20 protein-coding genes are annotated in these 17,637 nt (G+C 44.2%); 11 read left to right on the top strand and 9 right to left on the bottom strand.

All coding sequences use genetic code 11. The features are described 5' to 3' along the window. The first annotated feature begins 127 nt into the window (after positions 1-127). From ACFPFU_RS01995 to ACFPFU_RS01975, 5 genes are all read left to right on the top strand, one after another. Entirely contained in the window at positions 128-1,573 is a 1,446-nt protein-coding gene (locus ACFPFU_RS01995; protein WP_377060977.1) for a BatD family protein, read from the top strand. A 3-nt stretch (positions 1,574-1,576) separates the two neighbouring features. Further along, positions 1,577-2,653, top strand: a complete 1,077-nt coding sequence (gene aroC, locus ACFPFU_RS01990) for a chorismate synthase (protein WP_377060975.1) — start codon at positions 1,577-1,579, stop codon at positions 2,651-2,653. Positions 2,654-2,691: 38 nt separating this feature from the next. Then, complete coding sequence (locus ACFPFU_RS01985) at positions 2,692-4,017, top strand: dicarboxylate/amino acid:cation symporter (RefSeq protein WP_377060973.1); 1,326 nt, start codon at positions 2,692-2,694, stop codon at positions 4,015-4,017. Positions 4,018-4,152: 135 nt separating this feature from the next. After that, positions 4,153-4,734, top strand: coding sequence for a NifU family protein (locus ACFPFU_RS01980; RefSeq protein ID WP_377060971.1), 582 nt, complete (start codon positions 4,153-4,155; stop codon positions 4,732-4,734). A gap of 58 nt (positions 4,735-4,792) precedes the next feature. Then, positions 4,793-5,935 carry a DUF3810 domain-containing protein gene (locus tag ACFPFU_RS01975; RefSeq protein WP_377060969.1) on the top strand — a complete coding sequence of 381 codons (1,143 nt, stop codon included), beginning with the start codon at positions 4,793-4,795 and terminating at the stop codon, positions 5,933-5,935. Here the strand turns inward: ACFPFU_RS01975 and ACFPFU_RS01970 are convergent. The 3 genes from ACFPFU_RS01970 to dusB form a co-directional block, all read right to left on the bottom strand. Then, on the bottom strand, positions 5,871-6,791 hold the full coding sequence (locus ACFPFU_RS01970) for a mechanosensitive ion channel family protein (RefSeq protein ID WP_377060967.1): 921 nt from the start codon (positions 6,789-6,791) through the stop codon (positions 5,871-5,873). The genes ACFPFU_RS01975 and ACFPFU_RS01970 overlap by 65 nt on opposite strands. A gap of 56 nt (positions 6,792-6,847) precedes the next feature. Further along, positions 6,848-7,765: a DMT family transporter gene (locus tag ACFPFU_RS01965; RefSeq protein WP_377060965.1), complete on the bottom strand. Its 918-nt coding sequence runs from the start codon at positions 7,763-7,765 to the stop codon at positions 6,848-6,850. A gap of 67 nt (positions 7,766-7,832) precedes the next feature. Continuing rightward, positions 7,833-8,822 (bottom strand): tRNA dihydrouridine synthase DusB, encoded by a 990-nt coding sequence (gene dusB / locus ACFPFU_RS01960; RefSeq protein WP_377060963.1) that lies wholly within the window; start codon positions 8,820-8,822, stop codon positions 7,833-7,835. A 150-nt stretch (positions 8,823-8,972) separates the two neighbouring features. On the opposite strand from dusB, the gene ACFPFU_RS01955 reads away from it, so the two are divergent. The 5 genes from ACFPFU_RS01955 to ACFPFU_RS01935 all read left to right on the top strand — a co-directional run bounded on the left by ACFPFU_RS01955 (position 8,973) and on the right by ACFPFU_RS01935 (position 12,763). Beyond that, positions 8,973-9,920, top strand: coding sequence for a CPBP family intramembrane glutamic endopeptidase (locus ACFPFU_RS01955; protein WP_377060961.1), 948 nt, complete (start codon positions 8,973-8,975; stop codon positions 9,918-9,920). Continuing rightward, a complete protein-coding gene (locus tag ACFPFU_RS01950; protein WP_377060959.1) occupies positions 9,904-10,110 on the top strand; it encodes a putative signal transducing protein in 207 nt (68 codons plus the stop codon). The genes ACFPFU_RS01955 and ACFPFU_RS01950 overlap by 17 nt, the downstream gene beginning before the upstream one ends. After that, complete coding sequence (locus tag ACFPFU_RS01945) at positions 10,094-10,933, top strand: phosphatidate cytidylyltransferase (RefSeq protein ID WP_377060957.1); 840 nt, start codon at positions 10,094-10,096, stop codon at positions 10,931-10,933. The genes ACFPFU_RS01950 and ACFPFU_RS01945 overlap by 17 nt, the downstream gene beginning before the upstream one ends. Positions 10,934-11,139: 206 nt before the next feature. Beyond that, the gene (locus ACFPFU_RS01940; protein ID WP_377060956.1) at positions 11,140-11,808 is read left to right on the top strand and encodes a hypothetical protein; all 669 of its coding nucleotides are present in this window, start codon (positions 11,140-11,142) and stop codon (positions 11,806-11,808) included. 292 nt (positions 11,809-12,100) lie between these two features. After that, positions 12,101-12,763, top strand: a complete 663-nt coding sequence (locus ACFPFU_RS01935; RefSeq protein WP_377060954.1) for a phosphatidylserine decarboxylase family protein — start codon at positions 12,101-12,103, stop codon at positions 12,761-12,763. A 4-nt stretch (positions 12,764-12,767) separates the two neighbouring features. Here the strand turns inward: ACFPFU_RS01935 and ACFPFU_RS01930 are convergent, their stop codons facing one another. The 5 genes from ACFPFU_RS01930 to ACFPFU_RS01910 form a co-directional block, all read right to left on the bottom strand. Beyond that, positions 12,768-13,190 (bottom strand): outer membrane insertion C- signal, encoded by a 423-nt coding sequence (locus tag ACFPFU_RS01930; RefSeq protein ID WP_377060952.1) that lies wholly within the window; start codon positions 13,188-13,190, stop codon positions 12,768-12,770. Between the two features lie 47 nt (positions 13,191-13,237). Next, a complete protein-coding gene (locus ACFPFU_RS01925) occupies positions 13,238-13,888 on the bottom strand; it encodes a response regulator (RefSeq protein WP_377060950.1) in 651 nt (216 codons plus the stop codon). 12 nt (positions 13,889-13,900) lie between these two features. Continuing rightward, entirely contained in the window at positions 13,901-14,659 is a 759-nt protein-coding gene (locus ACFPFU_RS01920; RefSeq protein ID WP_377060948.1) for a sensor histidine kinase, read from the bottom strand. Further along, positions 14,640-15,323 carry a hypothetical protein gene (locus ACFPFU_RS01915; RefSeq protein ID WP_377060946.1) on the bottom strand — a complete coding sequence of 228 codons (684 nt, stop codon included), beginning with the start codon at positions 15,321-15,323 and terminating at the stop codon, positions 14,640-14,642. Before ACFPFU_RS01915 ends, ACFPFU_RS01920 begins: the two co-directional genes overlap by 20 nt. Positions 15,324-15,596: 273 nt before the next feature. Continuing rightward, a complete protein-coding gene (locus ACFPFU_RS01910; protein WP_377060945.1) occupies positions 15,597-15,944 on the bottom strand; it encodes a hypothetical protein in 348 nt (115 codons plus the stop codon). A 151-nt stretch (positions 15,945-16,095) separates the two neighbouring features. Between ACFPFU_RS01910 and ACFPFU_RS01905 the strand changes: the two genes are divergently transcribed. After that, entirely contained in the window at positions 16,096-16,893 is a 798-nt protein-coding gene (locus tag ACFPFU_RS01905; protein WP_377060943.1) for a class I SAM-dependent methyltransferase, read from the top strand. A 51-nt stretch (positions 16,894-16,944) separates the two neighbouring features. Here the strand turns inward: ACFPFU_RS01905 and ACFPFU_RS01900 are convergent, their stop codons facing one another. Beyond that, complete coding sequence (locus ACFPFU_RS01900; protein ID WP_377060941.1) at positions 16,945-17,580, bottom strand: lipoprotein signal peptidase; 636 nt, start codon at positions 17,578-17,580, stop codon at positions 16,945-16,947. Between the last annotated feature and the right edge of the window lie 57 nt (positions 17,581-17,637).

Genomic DNA, 17,637 nt, shown 5'->3' with positions numbered 1-17,637 from the left:
TGTTTAGTGGTTTAGTAAAAATAAATAAATCAGTTAAAGTCTTTTACGGTATACCTTTAACATTTGTTACGTATAAAATATACTTGTTTATTTGCAGTTATATATATTGATAATGTATTCATTGAGTATGTCCATAACGAAGCGTCGAATTCATTTCGTATTCCTTTTATTGCTTTTTTCTGCTTTATCTCATGCGCAGAACGTAAAAATAGAGCTGGGGGCGGATGAAGTGGCCCTGAATGAAACCTTTAATATTAAAGTAACCGTCTCTGAGGAAAAGATAAGGTCCTATGATCAGTTTCCCGAAATTCCGGGATTCCAGAAGCAAGGCGTATCACAAAGCTCGTCGATGAACATCGTCAATGGACAAATGAGCAGTACCAACAGTATCATCCAATACTATAAACCGCTTCGCAAAGGCACTTTTACCCTCAATGATTTCACGCTCTCGATCAATGGGAGCAACGTATCTGCTGATGGAAAAACCATCAATGTGGTAGATGCCCGTGCAAGCAGCGCCAGAAGCAACAGGGCGTTGGATCCATTTGATGATTTTTTTGGGGAAAGCCGGGAGGAGCCGGAATATGTGGAGATTGAAGATGATGCTTTCTTTTCCCTGTCGATAGATAAAAATGAGGTTTTTGTAGGAGAGGGCTTCAACGTCAGTCTGGCCTTTTATATGTCGGAAACCAATCAGGCACCTTTTACTTTCCATGAGCCCGGCAAGCAATTGGAAAAGATCATCAATCAGATCAAACCTGGAAACGCCTGGGAAGAGAATTTCAATATCACCAGTATTCAGCCGGAAAAGGTGGAGTTCAACGGGAAAAGATGGACGAAGTTTAAAGTTTACGAGGCTAATTTCTATCCCTTCAACGTGGGAGAGGTGGATTTTCCATCTGTGGCTTGGGAAATGATAAAATACAAGGTGGCCAAAAACCCGAGTTTTTTTGGCAGTAACCGGCTACAGGATTTCAAGACTTTCTATTCCCAACCCAAGGCGGTTAAAGTCAAGCCATTGCCTCCCCACCCCCTAAGAAATGAAGTAAGCGTAGGCAACTATCAGCTCAGGGAGAACTTTACGGAAAAAGATGTCGCCACCGGAGAAGGATTTACCTATAATTTTGCCATCACCGGGGAAGGAAACATCAGTTCCATCAGGCCACCAAGAAAGAAGAATTTTCAGAAGCTTAACTCCTTTGACCCCAACGAAAAACAACAAGTCAATAAGGGCAGGGGCCGCGTCACCGGGATGAAGGAATTCGGTTATTTCATTACCCTGAATGAAGAGGAACAGGTGGCGATGGATGATCATTTCGAGTGGGTCTATTTTAATCCTTCCCTGGAAAAGTATGATACACTTAGGCCTAAAGCGGTAGTCAACGTAACCGGGGAAAGCAAAGTCAATATGGCGATCTCTTCTTCCAGGCTGGGCGGGTTGTATGATCTGATAGAAGTTGAAGACAATAAGCTTTTAAACCAAAGATATAAATACTATTTTTCGGCTTTTATTAACCTATTGCTGATTGGGGCGGTGGTTTTGTTAGGGTATTTGATCGTAAAAAGAAAATAATTGATGCGCAGTTCATTTGGTAGGGTATTCAGTATCAGTACTTTTGGTGAATCACATGGTAAAGGGCTGGGAGTGATCATCGATGGTTGTCCGGCGGGAGTTACCATAGATGAGGATTTTATCCGTCAGGAGCTGCAGAGGAGGAAGCCCGGCCAGTCCAAAATCACTACCCAAAGAAAAGAGGAGGATGAATTCCAGATTTTGTCGGGCGTTTTTGAAGGAAAGAGTACCGGCACCCCCATTTCCATCATTATCCTGAACACCGATCAAAAGAGCAAGGACTACTCCCATATTGCGGACAAGTTCCGTCCTTCTCATGCCGATTACACTTATCATCAAAAATACGGTATCAGGGATTACCGGGGTGGAGGCAGGAGCAGTGCCCGCGAAACAGCTGCCCGGGTGGCAGCAGGGGCGGTGGCCAAGCTGTTTTTGAAAGAATTCGGTGTGCACATTCAAGCCTACGTCAGCCAGGCAGGAGATATCAGGTTAGAAAAGGATTATAAGAAACTGGATCTGACCCAGACTGAAAATAATATTGTCCGCTGTCCGGATGCGGAAGTGGCAGAACAGATGATTGCCTACATAGATGAGGTAAGAAAGGACCGGGACACGGTGGGCGGCGTGGTGAGTTGTGTGGCCAGCGGTGTGCCTGTAGGCCTTGGTGAACCGGTTTTTGACCGGCTGCATGCGGCGTTGGGACATGCCATGCTCAGCATCAATGCCGTCAAAGGATTTGAATACGGAAGTGGCTTTGGCGGGGTAAGCATGAGGGGATCCCAGCACAACGACGCTTTTTATAAAGAAGGAGACCGCATCCGTACCAGGACGAATTACTCCGGGGGTATCCAAGGGGGGATATCCAATGGAGAGGACATTTATTTCCGGGTGGCATTCAAACCCGTAGCCACCATTATGCAGGATCAGGAAAGTGTCAATGAAGCTGGAGATGCCGCGACGGTATCCGGGAAAGGCCGGCATGATCCCTGTGTGGTACCGCGGGCAGTTCCTATTGTAGAGGCCATGGCCGCTTTGGTTCTTGCGGACTTCCTGTTATTGAACCGCCTTAGCAAGGTGTAGCACAACTCCATATTCTTATTTTTACCAACCACTGACGAATGAAAAAAAAAATTCCCTTACACACCCAGATCATCATAGGGTTGCTTCTCGGTTTAATAACGGGTTTGGCCGTTGTTAAACTGGGGATTTCTCCTGGCTTCGTACTCGATTACATCAAACCCATCGGCACCATTTTTATTAACGGCCTCAAAATGATCGCGGTGCCTTTGGTACTTGCGTCCTTGATCGTGGGCGTGTCCAATCTGGGGGATGTGACCAAGCTCAGCCGGATCGGAGGAAAGACTATCGCCACCTACGTATTCACCACCGCCTTGTCGGTGAGCATAGGATTGTTGATCGTGAACATTTTCAATCCAGGCAAGAGCCTTCCAGCAGACACGCGGGATAACCTGATGGCCATTTATGATGACACCGCGGGCTCAAAGACTTCCCAAGCAGAACTAATTAAAGAACAAAGTCCGCTGCAACCATTGGTAGACATGGTTCCGGAGAATTTTTTTCAGGCTACTACTGACAATGGCAGTATGTTGCAGGTCGTGTTTTTTGCCATCATCGTGGGTATCGCATTGCTTCAGGTCCCTAAAAAGAAAGCTGAGCCGGTCATCGCTTTTTTTGATGGGTTCAACGATGTAGTCATCAAAATTGTAGGTTTTATCATGGTCATTGCCCCGTATGGGGTGTTTGCCCTGATGGCTTCCTTAATTGTAGAGATCACCGGTGACAATCCCGACTCTGCGGTGGCATTGCTCCTGGCTCTTTTAAAATACAGTTTGGTCGTTTTAGGGGGCTTGTTTTTTATGATCCTGGTGGTGTATCCCGGGATACTTAAGTTGTTTACCAAAGTAAAATATCAGGATTTCTTCAGAGCCATCCGCCCGGCTCAGCTGCTTGCTTTTACCACCAGTTCCAGCGCGGCCACGCTTCCTGTGACCATGAAGCAGGTGGAGGAAGAAATCGGGGTTTCGGAGGAAGTGACCAGCTTTGTGTTGCCATTAGGGGCAACCATTAATATGGACGGGACCAGTCTCTATCAGGGCGTGGCCGCTGTTTTCATTGCACAGGCGTTGGGAATGGACCTCTCTTTGACGCAGCAGCTGATGATTGTCATGACGGCTACGCTGGCATCCATCGGCACAGCAGGTGTTCCGGGAGCCGGTATCATTATGTTGATCATCGTTTTGGAGTCAATTGGCGTGCCGGCCGCGGGGATCGCATTGATTTTAGCCCCTGACAGGATATTGGACATGTTCAGAACCATTGTGAATGTAACCGGTGACGCGATGGTCTGCACCGTTGTGGCTTCTACTGAGGGCGAGTTGCCGGATGGATTGATAAGAAAGGGAAACCCGCTTACCAGTACCTGACAACCCGCGGCGTTCTAAAATCAGATTGACCGAACCATATTATCATAAAGGGCGTTTTAGGAGTGTCTGATATACGGATTTTGTGTCCGTACATCCAGGTACGGACATATATTATGCAATTAAAATAAAAAAGGTATGCTACAAGCACAAAAAAGACCTGTCCACTTATACATGGAGGCCAATCCGAATCCAAACTCCCTAAAATTTGTGGCCAATTTTATGTTGACAGATGACGGAGTAAGTTTTGATTTCCCTGATGAAGGCAGTACCCAAAATTCGCCTTTAGCCAAGGAGCTGTTTAATTTTGCTGCGGTGGAGAGGGTTTTTATTGCTGCTAATTTTGTCACGGTGACCAAGAAAGAGGATGTTGCGTGGGAGGATATACAGGACCACCTTCGAAATCACATCAAAAACTATTTGGAATCCGGCAAAAATGCCGTGAACGTGCATCAAGACAAGGATCCGCTTTTTGATGAGCACGACAGTGAAACGGTAAAGAAGATCAAGGGCATATTGGATGAATACATCCGTCCGGCTGTGGAACAGGACGGAGGGGCCATCGTTTTTCATAGTTTCCATGACGGAGTGGTCAAGGTGTTGTTACAGGGAGCCTGCTCTGGATGCCCGTCCAGCACGATTACCCTCAAGGCGGGTATTGAGAACCTTTTGACCGGGATGCTGCCAGAAGTCAAAGGCGTGGAGGCAGAGGGGATATGACCGTCTAAATGGAGGGAAGTGTAGGTGTCAGTAAACGATTATATTAAATTCATATTAAATGCTCGGTAGAAACTGGACGTGGGCCATATTGGGGGTCCTCGCCCTGGTGGCAAGGCGCATCGCCATGTTGCATCCGGAGAAAACGGAAACCATCTATTCCCGGACTTTTTTTCCTGTGGTCAGAAACCTTACCGATCTGGGTATTGGGCGGCTTCCTTTTCCTACTGTTTATTTATTTGTCGGGCTTCTGGTCTTTTTGATAGGGAGGTTTTTTGTCCTTGTGAAAAGGCGGTCCGGCTGGAAAGAAAGGGGTATGTACTCCCTTCGGTCAATTTTAAATTTTGCGGGAGGACTGGTATTCTTTTTTTTGATTTTTTGGGGCTTCAACTATCAGAGAATACCGGTTTTTGAGCAGCTTTCCCTTAAACCCAGGGCTTTGGAACAGGAGATATTGGTGCAGGAAATGGAATTGACCAAAAGGCTATTGATCCAGTTGCGCGCTAATATCCAAGCCGATACAGTCGCCATATCTTCTTTTCCGGTCTATAAGGAATTGGAAAGCCGGGTAAGGGAAGAAATGGGCAAAAACCTGTATCTCCTTGGGCTGAACTTTACCGGCATACCCCGGACCAAGGAATTTCACCCTCATGGTTTTATGAGGAGAATGGGCATTTATGGTATCTATTTTCCCTTTACGGGCGAAAGTTATATTGATCCCAGTCTCCATCCGCTCGAAAAGCCCTTCACCATTGCCCATGAAATGGCCCATAGTTATGGCGTAACGGACGAAGGGGAAGCAAATTTTATAGGTTGGCTGATATGCTCGGTAAGTGAGGACCCCTTGCTCCAGTACTCGGGACAACTGCGGCTCTTCCGGTATCATCTCAATGACCTCTATCGTATGGATCCGGATGCTTATAAGACTTTCGTGGCTTCCATTCCCATAGGCATAAGGAACGATATGGCCTCTGTAAGAGAAAACATCCTCTCTGTTCAGCCTTTTTTTTTGGAACTGAGCAAAAAATCAAATGACCTGTACCTCAAAACCCAGGGGGTGAAAGCCGGGGTAAAAAGCTATGCCCAGCTTCCCATGCTGGCCTATGCCTGGCGGAACAGGCTCCGGGGAAATGCCGAAGTTATTTCGGACCCTTTTGAGGGTGGACAGCAGGATGGGGCTGGTCTTGATGCAGGAGCACGGTAGAAGTGGGGTATGCCAAGCGTATGTTATCCTCGGGCCCGAATTTTTCCAGTATGGCCTCCGTGATGGAATGCTGGAGCATCCTTCTTTTTTTAGGATCACAGATATAGCGCATGGATAGCTGGACCCCCCTTTCCGTAATATTGGTGAAGACCATAGGCGTAAATTGTTTATATACGATCAGATGATCATGTTTGGCCTTTCTGAAAACTTTCTCAGCTACCTTTAACTCATCTTTAAGATGGGTGTTTAATATTTCCATTAAAATGGCTTTGGCTTTTTTAAAGTCACTCATCAGGGTAATGTATACGGTTTGTTCATTCCATATATAATTGAATCCGATGGAATAATTGGCTTGGGTATCCGTGAATACCTTCCCATTGGGAATATGGACAACCCTTCCCGTACTTTGGTCGGCATCCACCCAGTTTCCGATTTCAAGCACACTTAACTGAAATAACCTCAGGTCGATGACATCCCCCTTTACCTCGCCTATCTGAATCCTGTCTCCCACATCAAATGGTTTACGAAGATAGATGAAAGCCCATCCTGCGATGTTCACGAAGATATCTTTTAAAGCAATGGCGATACCTGCTGAGAGCAAGCCGAAAAAAGTGGTCACGGATTGGAAATTGCTTATCCATAGGTTGCCGATGATCAATATACCGATGAAGAAAGAAGTATATTCGACGACTTTACGTGTGTGATATTGCTTTCTCATTTCCACGGATTCACCGCGGTAGATGAGCCGGACAGATATCTTGTTGATTACCCATATAATGAGGATGATGAGGACCGTCTGAATGATCCTGTTCCTCAAGGCGGCGTCTATTTCAAAATCAAATAGGTTATCAAACATGTGGACTGGATATAAGACCCAAACTAGGCAAAAAAATGACAATTTTCAATTTTGCCTTATTTATTATTCCGAATACTGTTTCTTTTATTTCCTACCCATACCCCGAGAATGACGGCGATAATCCCGAGATAATGAACGGGTAACAATACTTCCCCGTCCCATACGCCCCAAAAAATGGCGACTACCGGAATAAGATAAGTTACAGAACTGGCAAAAACCGGGGTAACCAGCTTCACCATCGCATTGAAGATGACAAGGGCGGCGGCCGTGCCTATTACTCCCAGCAAGGTGATATAACCCGCTGCCAGCCATCCACCCTCTTTGTGAACCAATTTAAACGAAAATTCAGTGAATCCGAAGAGGTAAATCGAAGCCAATGGGAGCACCATCATCAGGGATATCGCCGTGATGGCCACCGGTTTTAATTCCACAAACCGGAATTTGATGATATTCACATTGAATCCATAGCAAACGGTAGCCAGGATCACAAACAGGGCATATAAATTTATTCCTGAGAGGAAGCCTGAGGGGGAGCCTGTCCCTCCTATTACCAAAACCCCTACGCCTATAAAGGCAATCAATAGACCGATGGCATTCTTACCGGTGATTTTGAAGCCGAATATAAATGCCCCTATCAACATCACCATTAAGGGAGTGAGGGCATTTAAGACGCCGGTCAAAGAACTTGAAAGCCGGGTCTGGGCTATGGCAAACAAAAAAGAAGGTATAAAACTGCCCACCAATCCCACAATGATCAGATTGATTACCTGTTTTTGGCTTAGAAACTTCAGCCTCGGCATGGAAAGGGGCAATAACACCGCACCGGCTGTTACGATCCGGAAGGCGCCTACTTCTCCCGGGGAATAAACCACAAGCGCTTTTTTGATCAGGATAAAGGAGCTGCCCCAAATCAGGGAGAGCAGGATCAGCAGCCCCCAGCTTTTCAGAGAATGATCATTTCTAATGTCTCCCATTGAAAAAAATGCTCATATCCATACAGTCGGTTAATAGATGATCTTCCGGGGAATAAATCCGGAAAGGTTAGAATTCCACCCCTTCAAATACTTTTGCCACCTCGTCCAGAAGCTGGCAGACTTCCTGATAGTTTTCAGATGTTACCAGCTCTGTTCTGTAAGGTTTGAAATGAGGCATGCCTCTAAAATAATTGGTGTAGTGGCGGCGCATTTCCAACAAACCAAGTTTTTCACCTTTCCATTGCACTGAGAAATCAAGGTGCTTCTTGGCCACCCGGATTCTTTCCTCCAGATCAGGCGGGGGCAACAGATCTCCCGTTTGAAAATAATGTTTGATTTCGTTAAAAATCCAGGGATATCCTATAGAAGCCCTGCCGATCATCAGGCCATCCACACCGTACCGGTTTTTGTAATCCTTGGCTCTCTGGGGGCTGTCGATATCACCATTTCCGAAGACCGGAATATGTATTCTCGGATTGTTTTTCACTTCAGCGAGGTATTCCCACCGCGCTTCGCCTTTATACATTTGCTTGCGTGTCCGGGCATGGATGCTGATCGCCTGTATGCCTACGTCCTGAAGTCTTTCGACCACTTCCTGTATACGGATGGTGTGATCATCCCATCCGAGCCGGGTTTTGACGGTAACGGGAATATCCACCGCTTTGACTATTTCGGCGGTCATGGCTACCATTTTGTCAATGTCAAGCAGGATCCCGGCACCGGCACCCTTGCAAGCCACTTTGTTCACGGGACAGCCATAATTGATATCCAGGATGTCAGGACCGGCTTCTGCAGCGATGGCCGCAGCATCTCTCATGGACGCTATTTCATTTCCGAAAATCTGGATACCGATAGGTCTTTCGTATTCGTAAATATCCAGCTTTTGCACACTTTTGGCCGCATCACGGATGAGTCCTTCGGAGGAAATAAACTCCGTGAACATCAGATCCGCCCCGTTTTCCTTACATAAGGCCCTGAATGGTGGATCACTCACATCTTCCATAGGGGCCAATAGCAGGGGGAAGTCGCCTAAGTTCAAGTCACCGATTTTGATCACGTCTTTTGATTTTAATTGCGAATTTGATTGTTTCTCCTTGGAAATCAATGAAATGGCTGATTTTAATAAACTTTTTTCACTTAAATAATTAAACCCATTTTAAATAACCGCCTTGTGGTGCCCGCTATTTCCTGTAAATTTACTCCGAATATGGAAATATACGAACATAAGACAGGCAAGAATGTCCGCCACCACTGGTTATTATCTTTTACGGTTTTGGTTCTGCTGGTATTCGGATCCCTTGCGGTTTTGCAAGCGATGGCCATTGGCCTCATACCCTTGTTATTCGGTATTCCATTGACACAGTTGCAGGACCTGCTGATGGTCCAATTGGAGCATCCTAATGCCAGGGTGGCATTTTTGTTTATCCAGGGCCTTGGCGGCGGGCTTGCTTTTTTTCTGGGTGGCTGGCTGTTTATCAATTTTGTGGACCGGAAAACCATGAAATGGAAACAGCAATTTAGAAGTGTAAAGTTCAATGACTTCCTTATTTTACTGCCGTTATTGCTCGGTTTTGTCTTGTTCAATTCCCTTTTTGTACACTTAAACATGAACATGGAATTTCCGGAGGCGCTGAGCGGACTGGAGGAAACGCTTCGGAGCAAAGAAGCGCAGCTCATGGAACTGACGAAGTTTTTGACGGATTTTGAGAATATGACTGAGCTTCTGGTCGGTATCCTGGTAATCGGCGTGCTTGCCGGTATCGGAGAAGAGTATTTATTTCGGGGGATTATCCAACCCAAAATAAGATACTATACCGGAAGCATGCATATGGGTGTATGGATTACGGCCATTGTATTCTCCGCCATACACTTTCAGTTTTACGGTTTCATGCCAAGGTTGATGCTCGGAGCCTTGTTTGGTTATCTGTATGTGTTTTCCGGAAACCTTTTATATCCCATGGCAGCCCATGCCCTCAACAATACCTTTACCGTATTGATGGTGTACATGAATAAACTCGACGTGATGGAATTTGACCTGGAAGATTCCGGAGAGCTTTACTGGCATTACATTCTCATCGGCTTGGTGGTATTTGGAATCAGTTTCAGACTTTTTTTGAAACAACAGGATAACAAGGACTATGGACAAGTGGCATAAAGTATATGAGACAGGATCCTCTATAAGAGCGGAAATTGTGAAGGGGGTTTTGGAGGGAAAGGGTGTTACGGCCGTTATTGTCAACAAAAAGGATCCCGTGTACCGAATACACGGCAATTACGAAATCATGGTGTCTTCGGAGGAAGCCATCCGGGCAATTAATATCATTGATAATGAGATCTCGTTTTAGTATAAGCAACTATAGTAACTTAGCACAAAGAGTAATCACAGCGATCATAGGGGCCATTATCATTATGGGCAGTTCCTATTATAGTGAATGGGCTTATTTCATCGTTTTTGGCATCATTCAGACATTTACGCAAATGGAGTTTTACAAGTTATCTGGAATTGACGGGATGCTGCCATTGAAAAGCTTCGGCACGTTTATCGGCTTGTTGATTTTCACATTCACATTTTTGGAGGAGATGAAGATCATTCCCATAGAATATTATTTCCTGGTATTCCCGTTGTTCTCCATGATATTTTTTATAAAACTGTACAGGAAATCAGACAAAAAACCTTTTACCGGGATTGCTTTTACGATTCTTGGCATATTGTATGTAGCTGTACCTTTCTCTTTGCTGACAATCGCTGCTTTTTCGGTCAAGAATACCTTTCACTATGAAATTGTGATCGGTTCTTTATTGATCTTGTGGGCCAGTGATTCTGGCGCCTATTTTGCCGGAACCAAGTTTGGCAAAACCAAGCTTTTTGAAAGGGTGTCTCCCAAAAAATCGTGGGAGGGAAGCCTGGGAGGAGCATTTACCGCCGTGGTCGTCACTTATTTCCTTGCCCAACAATTTACAATTTTACCGGTATGGCAATGGTTTTGCGTTACCGCTATCATCATCATTGCGGGGACGTATGGGGATTTGATCGAATCCCTCTTTAAGAGAAGTATCGCCATCAAAGACTCCGGAAGGGGTTTGCCGGGTCATGGTGGATTTATGGACCGTTTTGACGGCCTGTTGCTTTCCACGCCTTTTATTGTAGCTTTCTTGAAGATTTTTTAAAAATTCATCTTTAAAATATTATTATTCCATGAGAAACTTTTATGGAATTTAATATATGTGTGAATTTTTTTATTGATTATTTTGAGTTTAGTAAAATATTATACTGCAAAATATCAATTTCATTTTTGTTTTATGGTATTATTAAATTATTTTTGTTTTAGGTATTTTATAACCTTATCAATTTTATAACTTTAATTTGGGCAGCTATGAAAAGAACGTTTACAGTAGTGGTATTGGCACTTTTTGTGACCATTTTGTCAACCGAGGCTTTTGCCAAAAAAGTCAAGATTTCGGCTTCCGAACAGGATGCCGATATATTTGTGGATGGTCAGTTGGCGGGAGCAGGTACGGTAGAACTTAAGATCAATAAGGGCACCTGCGTGAATATCCGGATAGAAAAAAGGGGTTTTATGATTGAGGAAAGAACTTTGTGTCATAGGAAAAACCAACCTAAGCCTGGCAAGAGCGAATTTGTACGACTTACGGTTGATGAGGCATATACGGCATCTTCAAATTCTGACATCGCCAATGTGGATATCAGCATCGGCCCTAAGCAACCGGAAGAAGAAGCCTGGAAACTCATTTCCAGGATAGTCACTACCTATTTCGATGTGATCGAAACTACAGATAGGGAAACAGGTTATCTGAGGACGGCTTGGTTGGCTCAGAACTTTAACGGCTCAATTGTAAGGTCAAGATGTATCATTAAGTTGGGAAACACCAATCCCCTGGAGTACAAGGTCAAGATGGTCAGTGAATATTCCAATGTCAAAGGAGCCACCGTGAAATCCGATGAAGCGTTTAGGGAGTGGGGAAGAATATTAAGAAAGTTTGAAGGCTTGATTCCCGAACTTCAATCGCGGGTGGGAAGTTGATCCATTTAAGAAAGTATAAAAAAGGCTGCCTGAGGGCAGTCTTTTTATGACATAAACCGCCTGATTGTTTTCTTCAAAAATTCAGACGGGAAATGCCTGAATTTTCCTTCGACTTTTATAATATTCTATATTTTACTCTCTGCCAGGAACTTAAAAGCAGGTCTGGTTGTATTTTTGTTTCCATACTGATAATTGTTGTAAATTGCAGCAAATTATTGCCCCGGGCGATTGTTTAACGGGGTAAGTGGATAACAAATGAATATACCGATTTACTAAGATTTGATTATATCTTATGACCATTCATAAAGAAGGAAGACCCCTGCTGTTTTGGTTGCTGTTTATACTGGCGGCGGTCAATATTGGCTTACACCAGACCGTTTCTGATAAGGAGACATTGCTTAATGTGGTATTGCTGGGGAGTATTGTTTTGTATTTAGCGATACTGCAGTTTTTCAGAAACCCAAGCATTCCTATACCCAATGATCCTGAACTCGTCTATGCTCCGGCTGATGGCAAGGTGGTCGCTGTGGAAAAAACCATGGAAGACGAATATTTGAAAGAACAGCGTATCCAGGTTTCTATTTTTATGTCGCCCATTGATGTACATGTAAACCGGTCTCCTATAAGTGGCATAATCAAGTATTTCCAATACCATCCGGGCAAATACCTGGTGGCATGGCATCCTAAATCAAGTACCGAAAATGAAAGAACCTCCATCGTGGTGGAGCAACCAAACGGTTTAAGACTAATGGTCAGACAGATTGCCGGTGCAATGGCCCGGCGGATCAAGTGGTATGTAAAAGAGGGGGATCCCATGATCCAGGGGAAGGAATTTGGGTTTATCAAATTCGGATCCCGGGTAGATGTTTTTCTTCCCTTGGATGCCGAGTTGCTTGTCAATGTGAATGACAAAACAAAAGCCGGAATGACCCCCTTGGCTAAGATTAAAGCCTGATTGGTTATCTGAAAGCGTATTTGAGACCTATTCCTGCCCTCAGATAATTCCCTGGTCGTCCGGTAGGAAATATGGGGCTGGCTTCCAGCGTGAAGCCGAAATTTTGCGTGTTAAACGGTTTGACAAAAAGACCCAGAGGTATTCCAAGATAAAGGTCCCGGTCCCGGTCGCTATCGACCCCGATGTGGAAGCCACTGTAAAAATTCACTTCATTCCGTTGGATAAAATTGTATCCGAAAGTCCCCTCAAGACCGATGTATCTGCCAGTGGCTATCCTTGCTTCCCCAAACATCTTGTTATCCGGATCAGAACCGATGGTGACAAATGTATCAGAAGTAAGTCTTTGGATACCGGCGCTTATCTGTGCCTCTGCCTGGAAAATCAGCAAAGCCATAAAAACAAAAGTCAATAAAAATAGTTTTTTCATAATGTATAAAGTTTTTTCCCGCATCGGGGCAAATACTCTGCCAGAATTCAGCTTAACCCCATATCCAAGGCTTTTTTTACCAATTCTGCCACCGAAGAGACTTCGAGCTTTTGGTGGAGGTGTTTCCTGTGGGTTTCTACCGTATACACACTCAGATGGAGGATATCAGCCAGTTCTTTGTTGCTTTTACCTTGGGCGATAAGCTTCAATATTTCCAACTCACGTTTGGAAAGTTTTAGGGTGGTTTTAAAGTGGTCGTACTGATCGTACTGGTCTTGATCCTCTTCTGCCTGATGCAATACGTGTCTGAAATCAACTACATGTCTGTCTTCCATCACTTCCCTGATTGTATAGATAAGCTCATCAGGATCAGCGTTTTTCAGCACATAGGCATGCACACCCTGCTTGATGCATTTCTGAAATATCTCCTCATCATCGTACATGGAGAGCACCATTATTTTGACTTTCCATCTTTTCTTTTTGATGTGCTGCAAGAGGCCCAGTCCGTCCATTCCGGGCATATTCATATCGGTGATGACCAGGTCCACGCGGTTTTTTGACATGGCTTCCAAAACCTCTCTGCCATTATGGTACACCCCAACAACATCAAAATCCCGCTCTCTTCTGAGCAGGTTTTCGATCCCTGCGGCAAACATCTTATGGTCATCAGCCAGAATTATTTTTGTTTTTTTATCCATTTACGATATTTTTCAGACATTGACTTTGATTTTGATCTCTGTGCCTTTTTGGAGTTCAGAGCTCATCTCCAATCCCCCTTCTATAGCCTGCAACCTGGATTCGAGGTTTCTAAGCCCAAGTCCTGTTGTTTTGACAGATGTATCGAAACCGATTCCGTCGTCCTTTATAGTTAAAATCATATAACTTTCATCTTGCTCCAGAGAGATAGCAATAATGTTCGGTGAAGCATGTTTGATCGCGTTGTTCAAGCATTCCTGAACCACACGGATGAGCACCAGTTTTTTATTGCTGTCCTGAGGATCCTCCAGACCATTTTGGATGGTTAGGCTGGTTTTACAAAAACCGCTTTTTTCGATTTTATGGAGTTCTTCCTCCAAAAATTCCTGGAACCTGACATCTTTGAGATAATCCTTGTTGATGGATTTGGATAGGATCCTTACCTCTTTGATAATCTGGTTAATGAGTCTTTTGCCTTCTGCCGCCGCGGTGGGTTCGGGACTGTTTAGGACCAGCTTGGCCAGAGAGAGCATCTGACCGATATTGTCATGGAGTTCCTGACTCACGTATTTAAGGGTTTCTTCCCTTATTTCTTTTTCCGTGTTCAGGATGATGTTTTCATAATCTGTCTTCAACATCTGCACTTTATGCCTGTTTTTTATCTGCCTCTGCCTGTGGATGATGACGATGGAGACGATGAAGCCGGACATGATGAACATCATGATAATGCCAATAAATATGGCCAGAACCATTTCAAAGGACTTGTCTTCCATAGATCTTACTAAAAGCCATGGGAGCATAGAAGGAGAGCCCTAAAAGCAAGTACATCAATGCGGCAAAAATCCTATTGATACTTCCCAGAAAATTGTTCAGGTAGAGATCATAGTCCCAAGTTATGGATTGTGAAATAAAATAGATGACCGAAGTGGTGTAAAAGATAAGAAAGGCAGTAACCTGCCAAAAATACGGAATGGAAACCACAGAGGTATCCCTGTATTTCTGAAAATTAAACACCTGAAAGAGAAAATATACACAAAAATAGCTTATGCCGAGGCTGGCCAGGAGATAGGTATAATTCAGGATTCTTTCGGCGATATTCTGCAAAAAAAGGCTATTCAGTAATGCCCAACCAAGAAAAGCAAGGATAAAGACTGAAATATGCCTCCTCATTTTTTTATTCTCTAGAATAATACCTAAATACCATAAAATAACAACGGTTTCCGCGATGACGAAACAAATATTATAAACTAATACATTGGGTTTTCCCTGGTTCACTAAGGATATGGCATACATTTCAAAAGCAAACACAAATGCCATGAGAAAAAAGATATACTTATGGGAATAACGGTAGGAGATGTCTTTTGGCCCGATGACAAAATATAGGGCCGACATGATCAAACCAACTGATATGCAGAAAAGGTATATACCGGTTCCCATCTAATAAATGCTTTTGCGATCAATTAATTGCGTGTTCCTTTCCTGAACCTACCTTATCCTGTCATTCCAGGAAACGATCCGTGATCCTTGGTCTTCCGAAGCTGCTCGTTTGATTAGGTGAAATTCAACTCATTCAAAAATAAGCATTCCATTTTATTTAAACCGGAATATCACAAAAATTAACTTTTATCTAATTTGGGTAAATAGCATCCCCCAAAGAAAAAATGATATTTTACCTACTTTGGAGGATATAAAGGTTTGAAAAGATGCCTTTTAGCAGTCGGGAGGGCAGGTCTTCCCTCCGTTCATTATCCTGTCTGGAAGGTCCGTGCTTTTGTTTTCATCTGACGCGGTCAGAATGACGGTAAGTTTTCCGATGGATTCCTTTCCGGGGCGGCTGCTTTGGATATCTGCGGCCGTGCTTTCGTCATAAACGCCAAAAAAGATTTTCAAACCTCCGGTCTTCTCATCCGTTTGTGCCAATAATTTTTCGATCGACTGCCTGTCAAACCATACCGATTTGGATTGGTTGGCAAACTCTCCTGATGGAACGGCTCTGTTGGCCAATTCCATGAGCTTGTCATAATTGGCTTTCAGCTTTTTAAATTTTTCTAAATCCATTTTTTTTAATTTTTAGGTGTGGCCAAATTTAGAGAATTGTCTCTTCAAATAAAAGATTAATTGATCATCGGGAAAAGGATGATTATATGGCTCATTATTAGGTGTATATCCCGTGTTTTCCCGTGTTGTTTTTTCTATATTTATACTGGTTATGAAAAGAATCCAGCTTTTTGAATTTGAGGACCAAGCATGGTTTCCTGACTGGATCAGGGTGATGATGACCCAGTACATGATGGCTTTCCATAGGATTTTGAAAACTTCCGACTCGCTTTTGCCTTTGGTAAAAAAGGCGTTGGCTTCCAGTGAAAAGCCCGTCATCCTTGACCTCTGTTCGGGTAGCGGGGGACCTATGGTCGAGGTTTATGAAAAACTCAGGGCTTCGGGTGATTTTGGAAAGCTTAGGTTGGTGTTGAGCGATTTGTACCCGAACCAATTTGCCGTGGAGGAATTCAATGAGAGGAGGGGAGAACGAATAACTTACCACAGGGAGCCATTGGATGCCAGCCGTGTCCCCCTTGATTTAAAAGGGGTGAGGACAATGGTGAGCAGTATGCACCATATGAAGCCCGAACTGGCCCGCCGGATTTTGAGAAATGCCAGAGATGCCGGACAGCCCCTTTTGGTTTTTGAGATCAGTGACAATTCCGCCCCCCGGTTTTTATGGTGGCTGGCGATTCCCGTAGCTTTTTTGACCAGCTTTTTTGTGACGCCGCTGGTCAGACCCCTGACTTTGCAGCAGCTGCTGTTCACCTATCTGATACCCATTTTACCTGTTTTTATCGCTTGGGACGGTGCTGTTTCTAACGCGAGGACTTATACCATGGACGACATGGACTACCTGCTGCAGGGAGTGTCAAGTGAGCATTATCTATGGGAAACCGGGAAAATCAAGGGAAAAGGGGGAAATAAACTGTATTTGCTCGGAAGACCCCGGCCGGTTGATACATAAAAGCATCCTCCAGGTTATGAGTCTTGGAGGATGCTTTTGCCGGTATGGATTTTATACCTGCTTCTCATCGATAAACTGCTTCTGTATTTCGTCCTCTTCTTCCTTCATCCTTTCAGTCTCGAAAAAGCGCTTCTGAAAGATCAGGATGATGGCTACTCCCACAAAAATCGATGCATCCGCAATATTGAATATCGGCCACAAGGCGGTATAGCTTCCACCAAAGATGGGTACCCAATCAGGAATAAAACCTTCCCAAATGTCAATATAAAACATGTCAATCACCTGACCGTGAAACCAGGGATTGGGAGCATCATAAGGAGCGTTGTTAAGCAGCACCCCATAGAAAATACTGTCTATCAGGTTGCCCACTGCGCCTCCCAGAATCATAGCGATACAGATGATATACCCCGGATGGGCCCGTTTTTTGATCAAGGCATAAAGGTAGTATCCGATACCGAACATGGCCACCAGCCTGAATGTAGTCAGTATCAGTTTACCGTAATCTGAACCCAGCTGCATCCCAAAGGCCATGCCCGGATTAGTGGTATAATGCAGCTTGAACCACTCACCAAAAACCTTGATCTGACCCACTGTGCCAAAATCCATCTGGAAATGCACCAGCAGTTTTACGATGTGATCTACAAGAATCACTAAGAGTGTGATTCCAAAATATTTCCAATATTTCATCTGTATGCAATGTATATTTAATGGTCAGATACCTGCCTGTCAGACAAACAGGGATTC

The sequence above is a fragment of the Negadavirga shengliensis genome, from assembly GCF_042652345.1.
In the GTDB taxonomy this organism is placed as follows: Bacteria; Bacteroidota; Bacteroidia; order Cytophagales; family Cyclobacteriaceae; genus Negadavirga; species Negadavirga shengliensis.
This window is presented reverse-complemented; position numbering and strand designations above follow the sequence as displayed.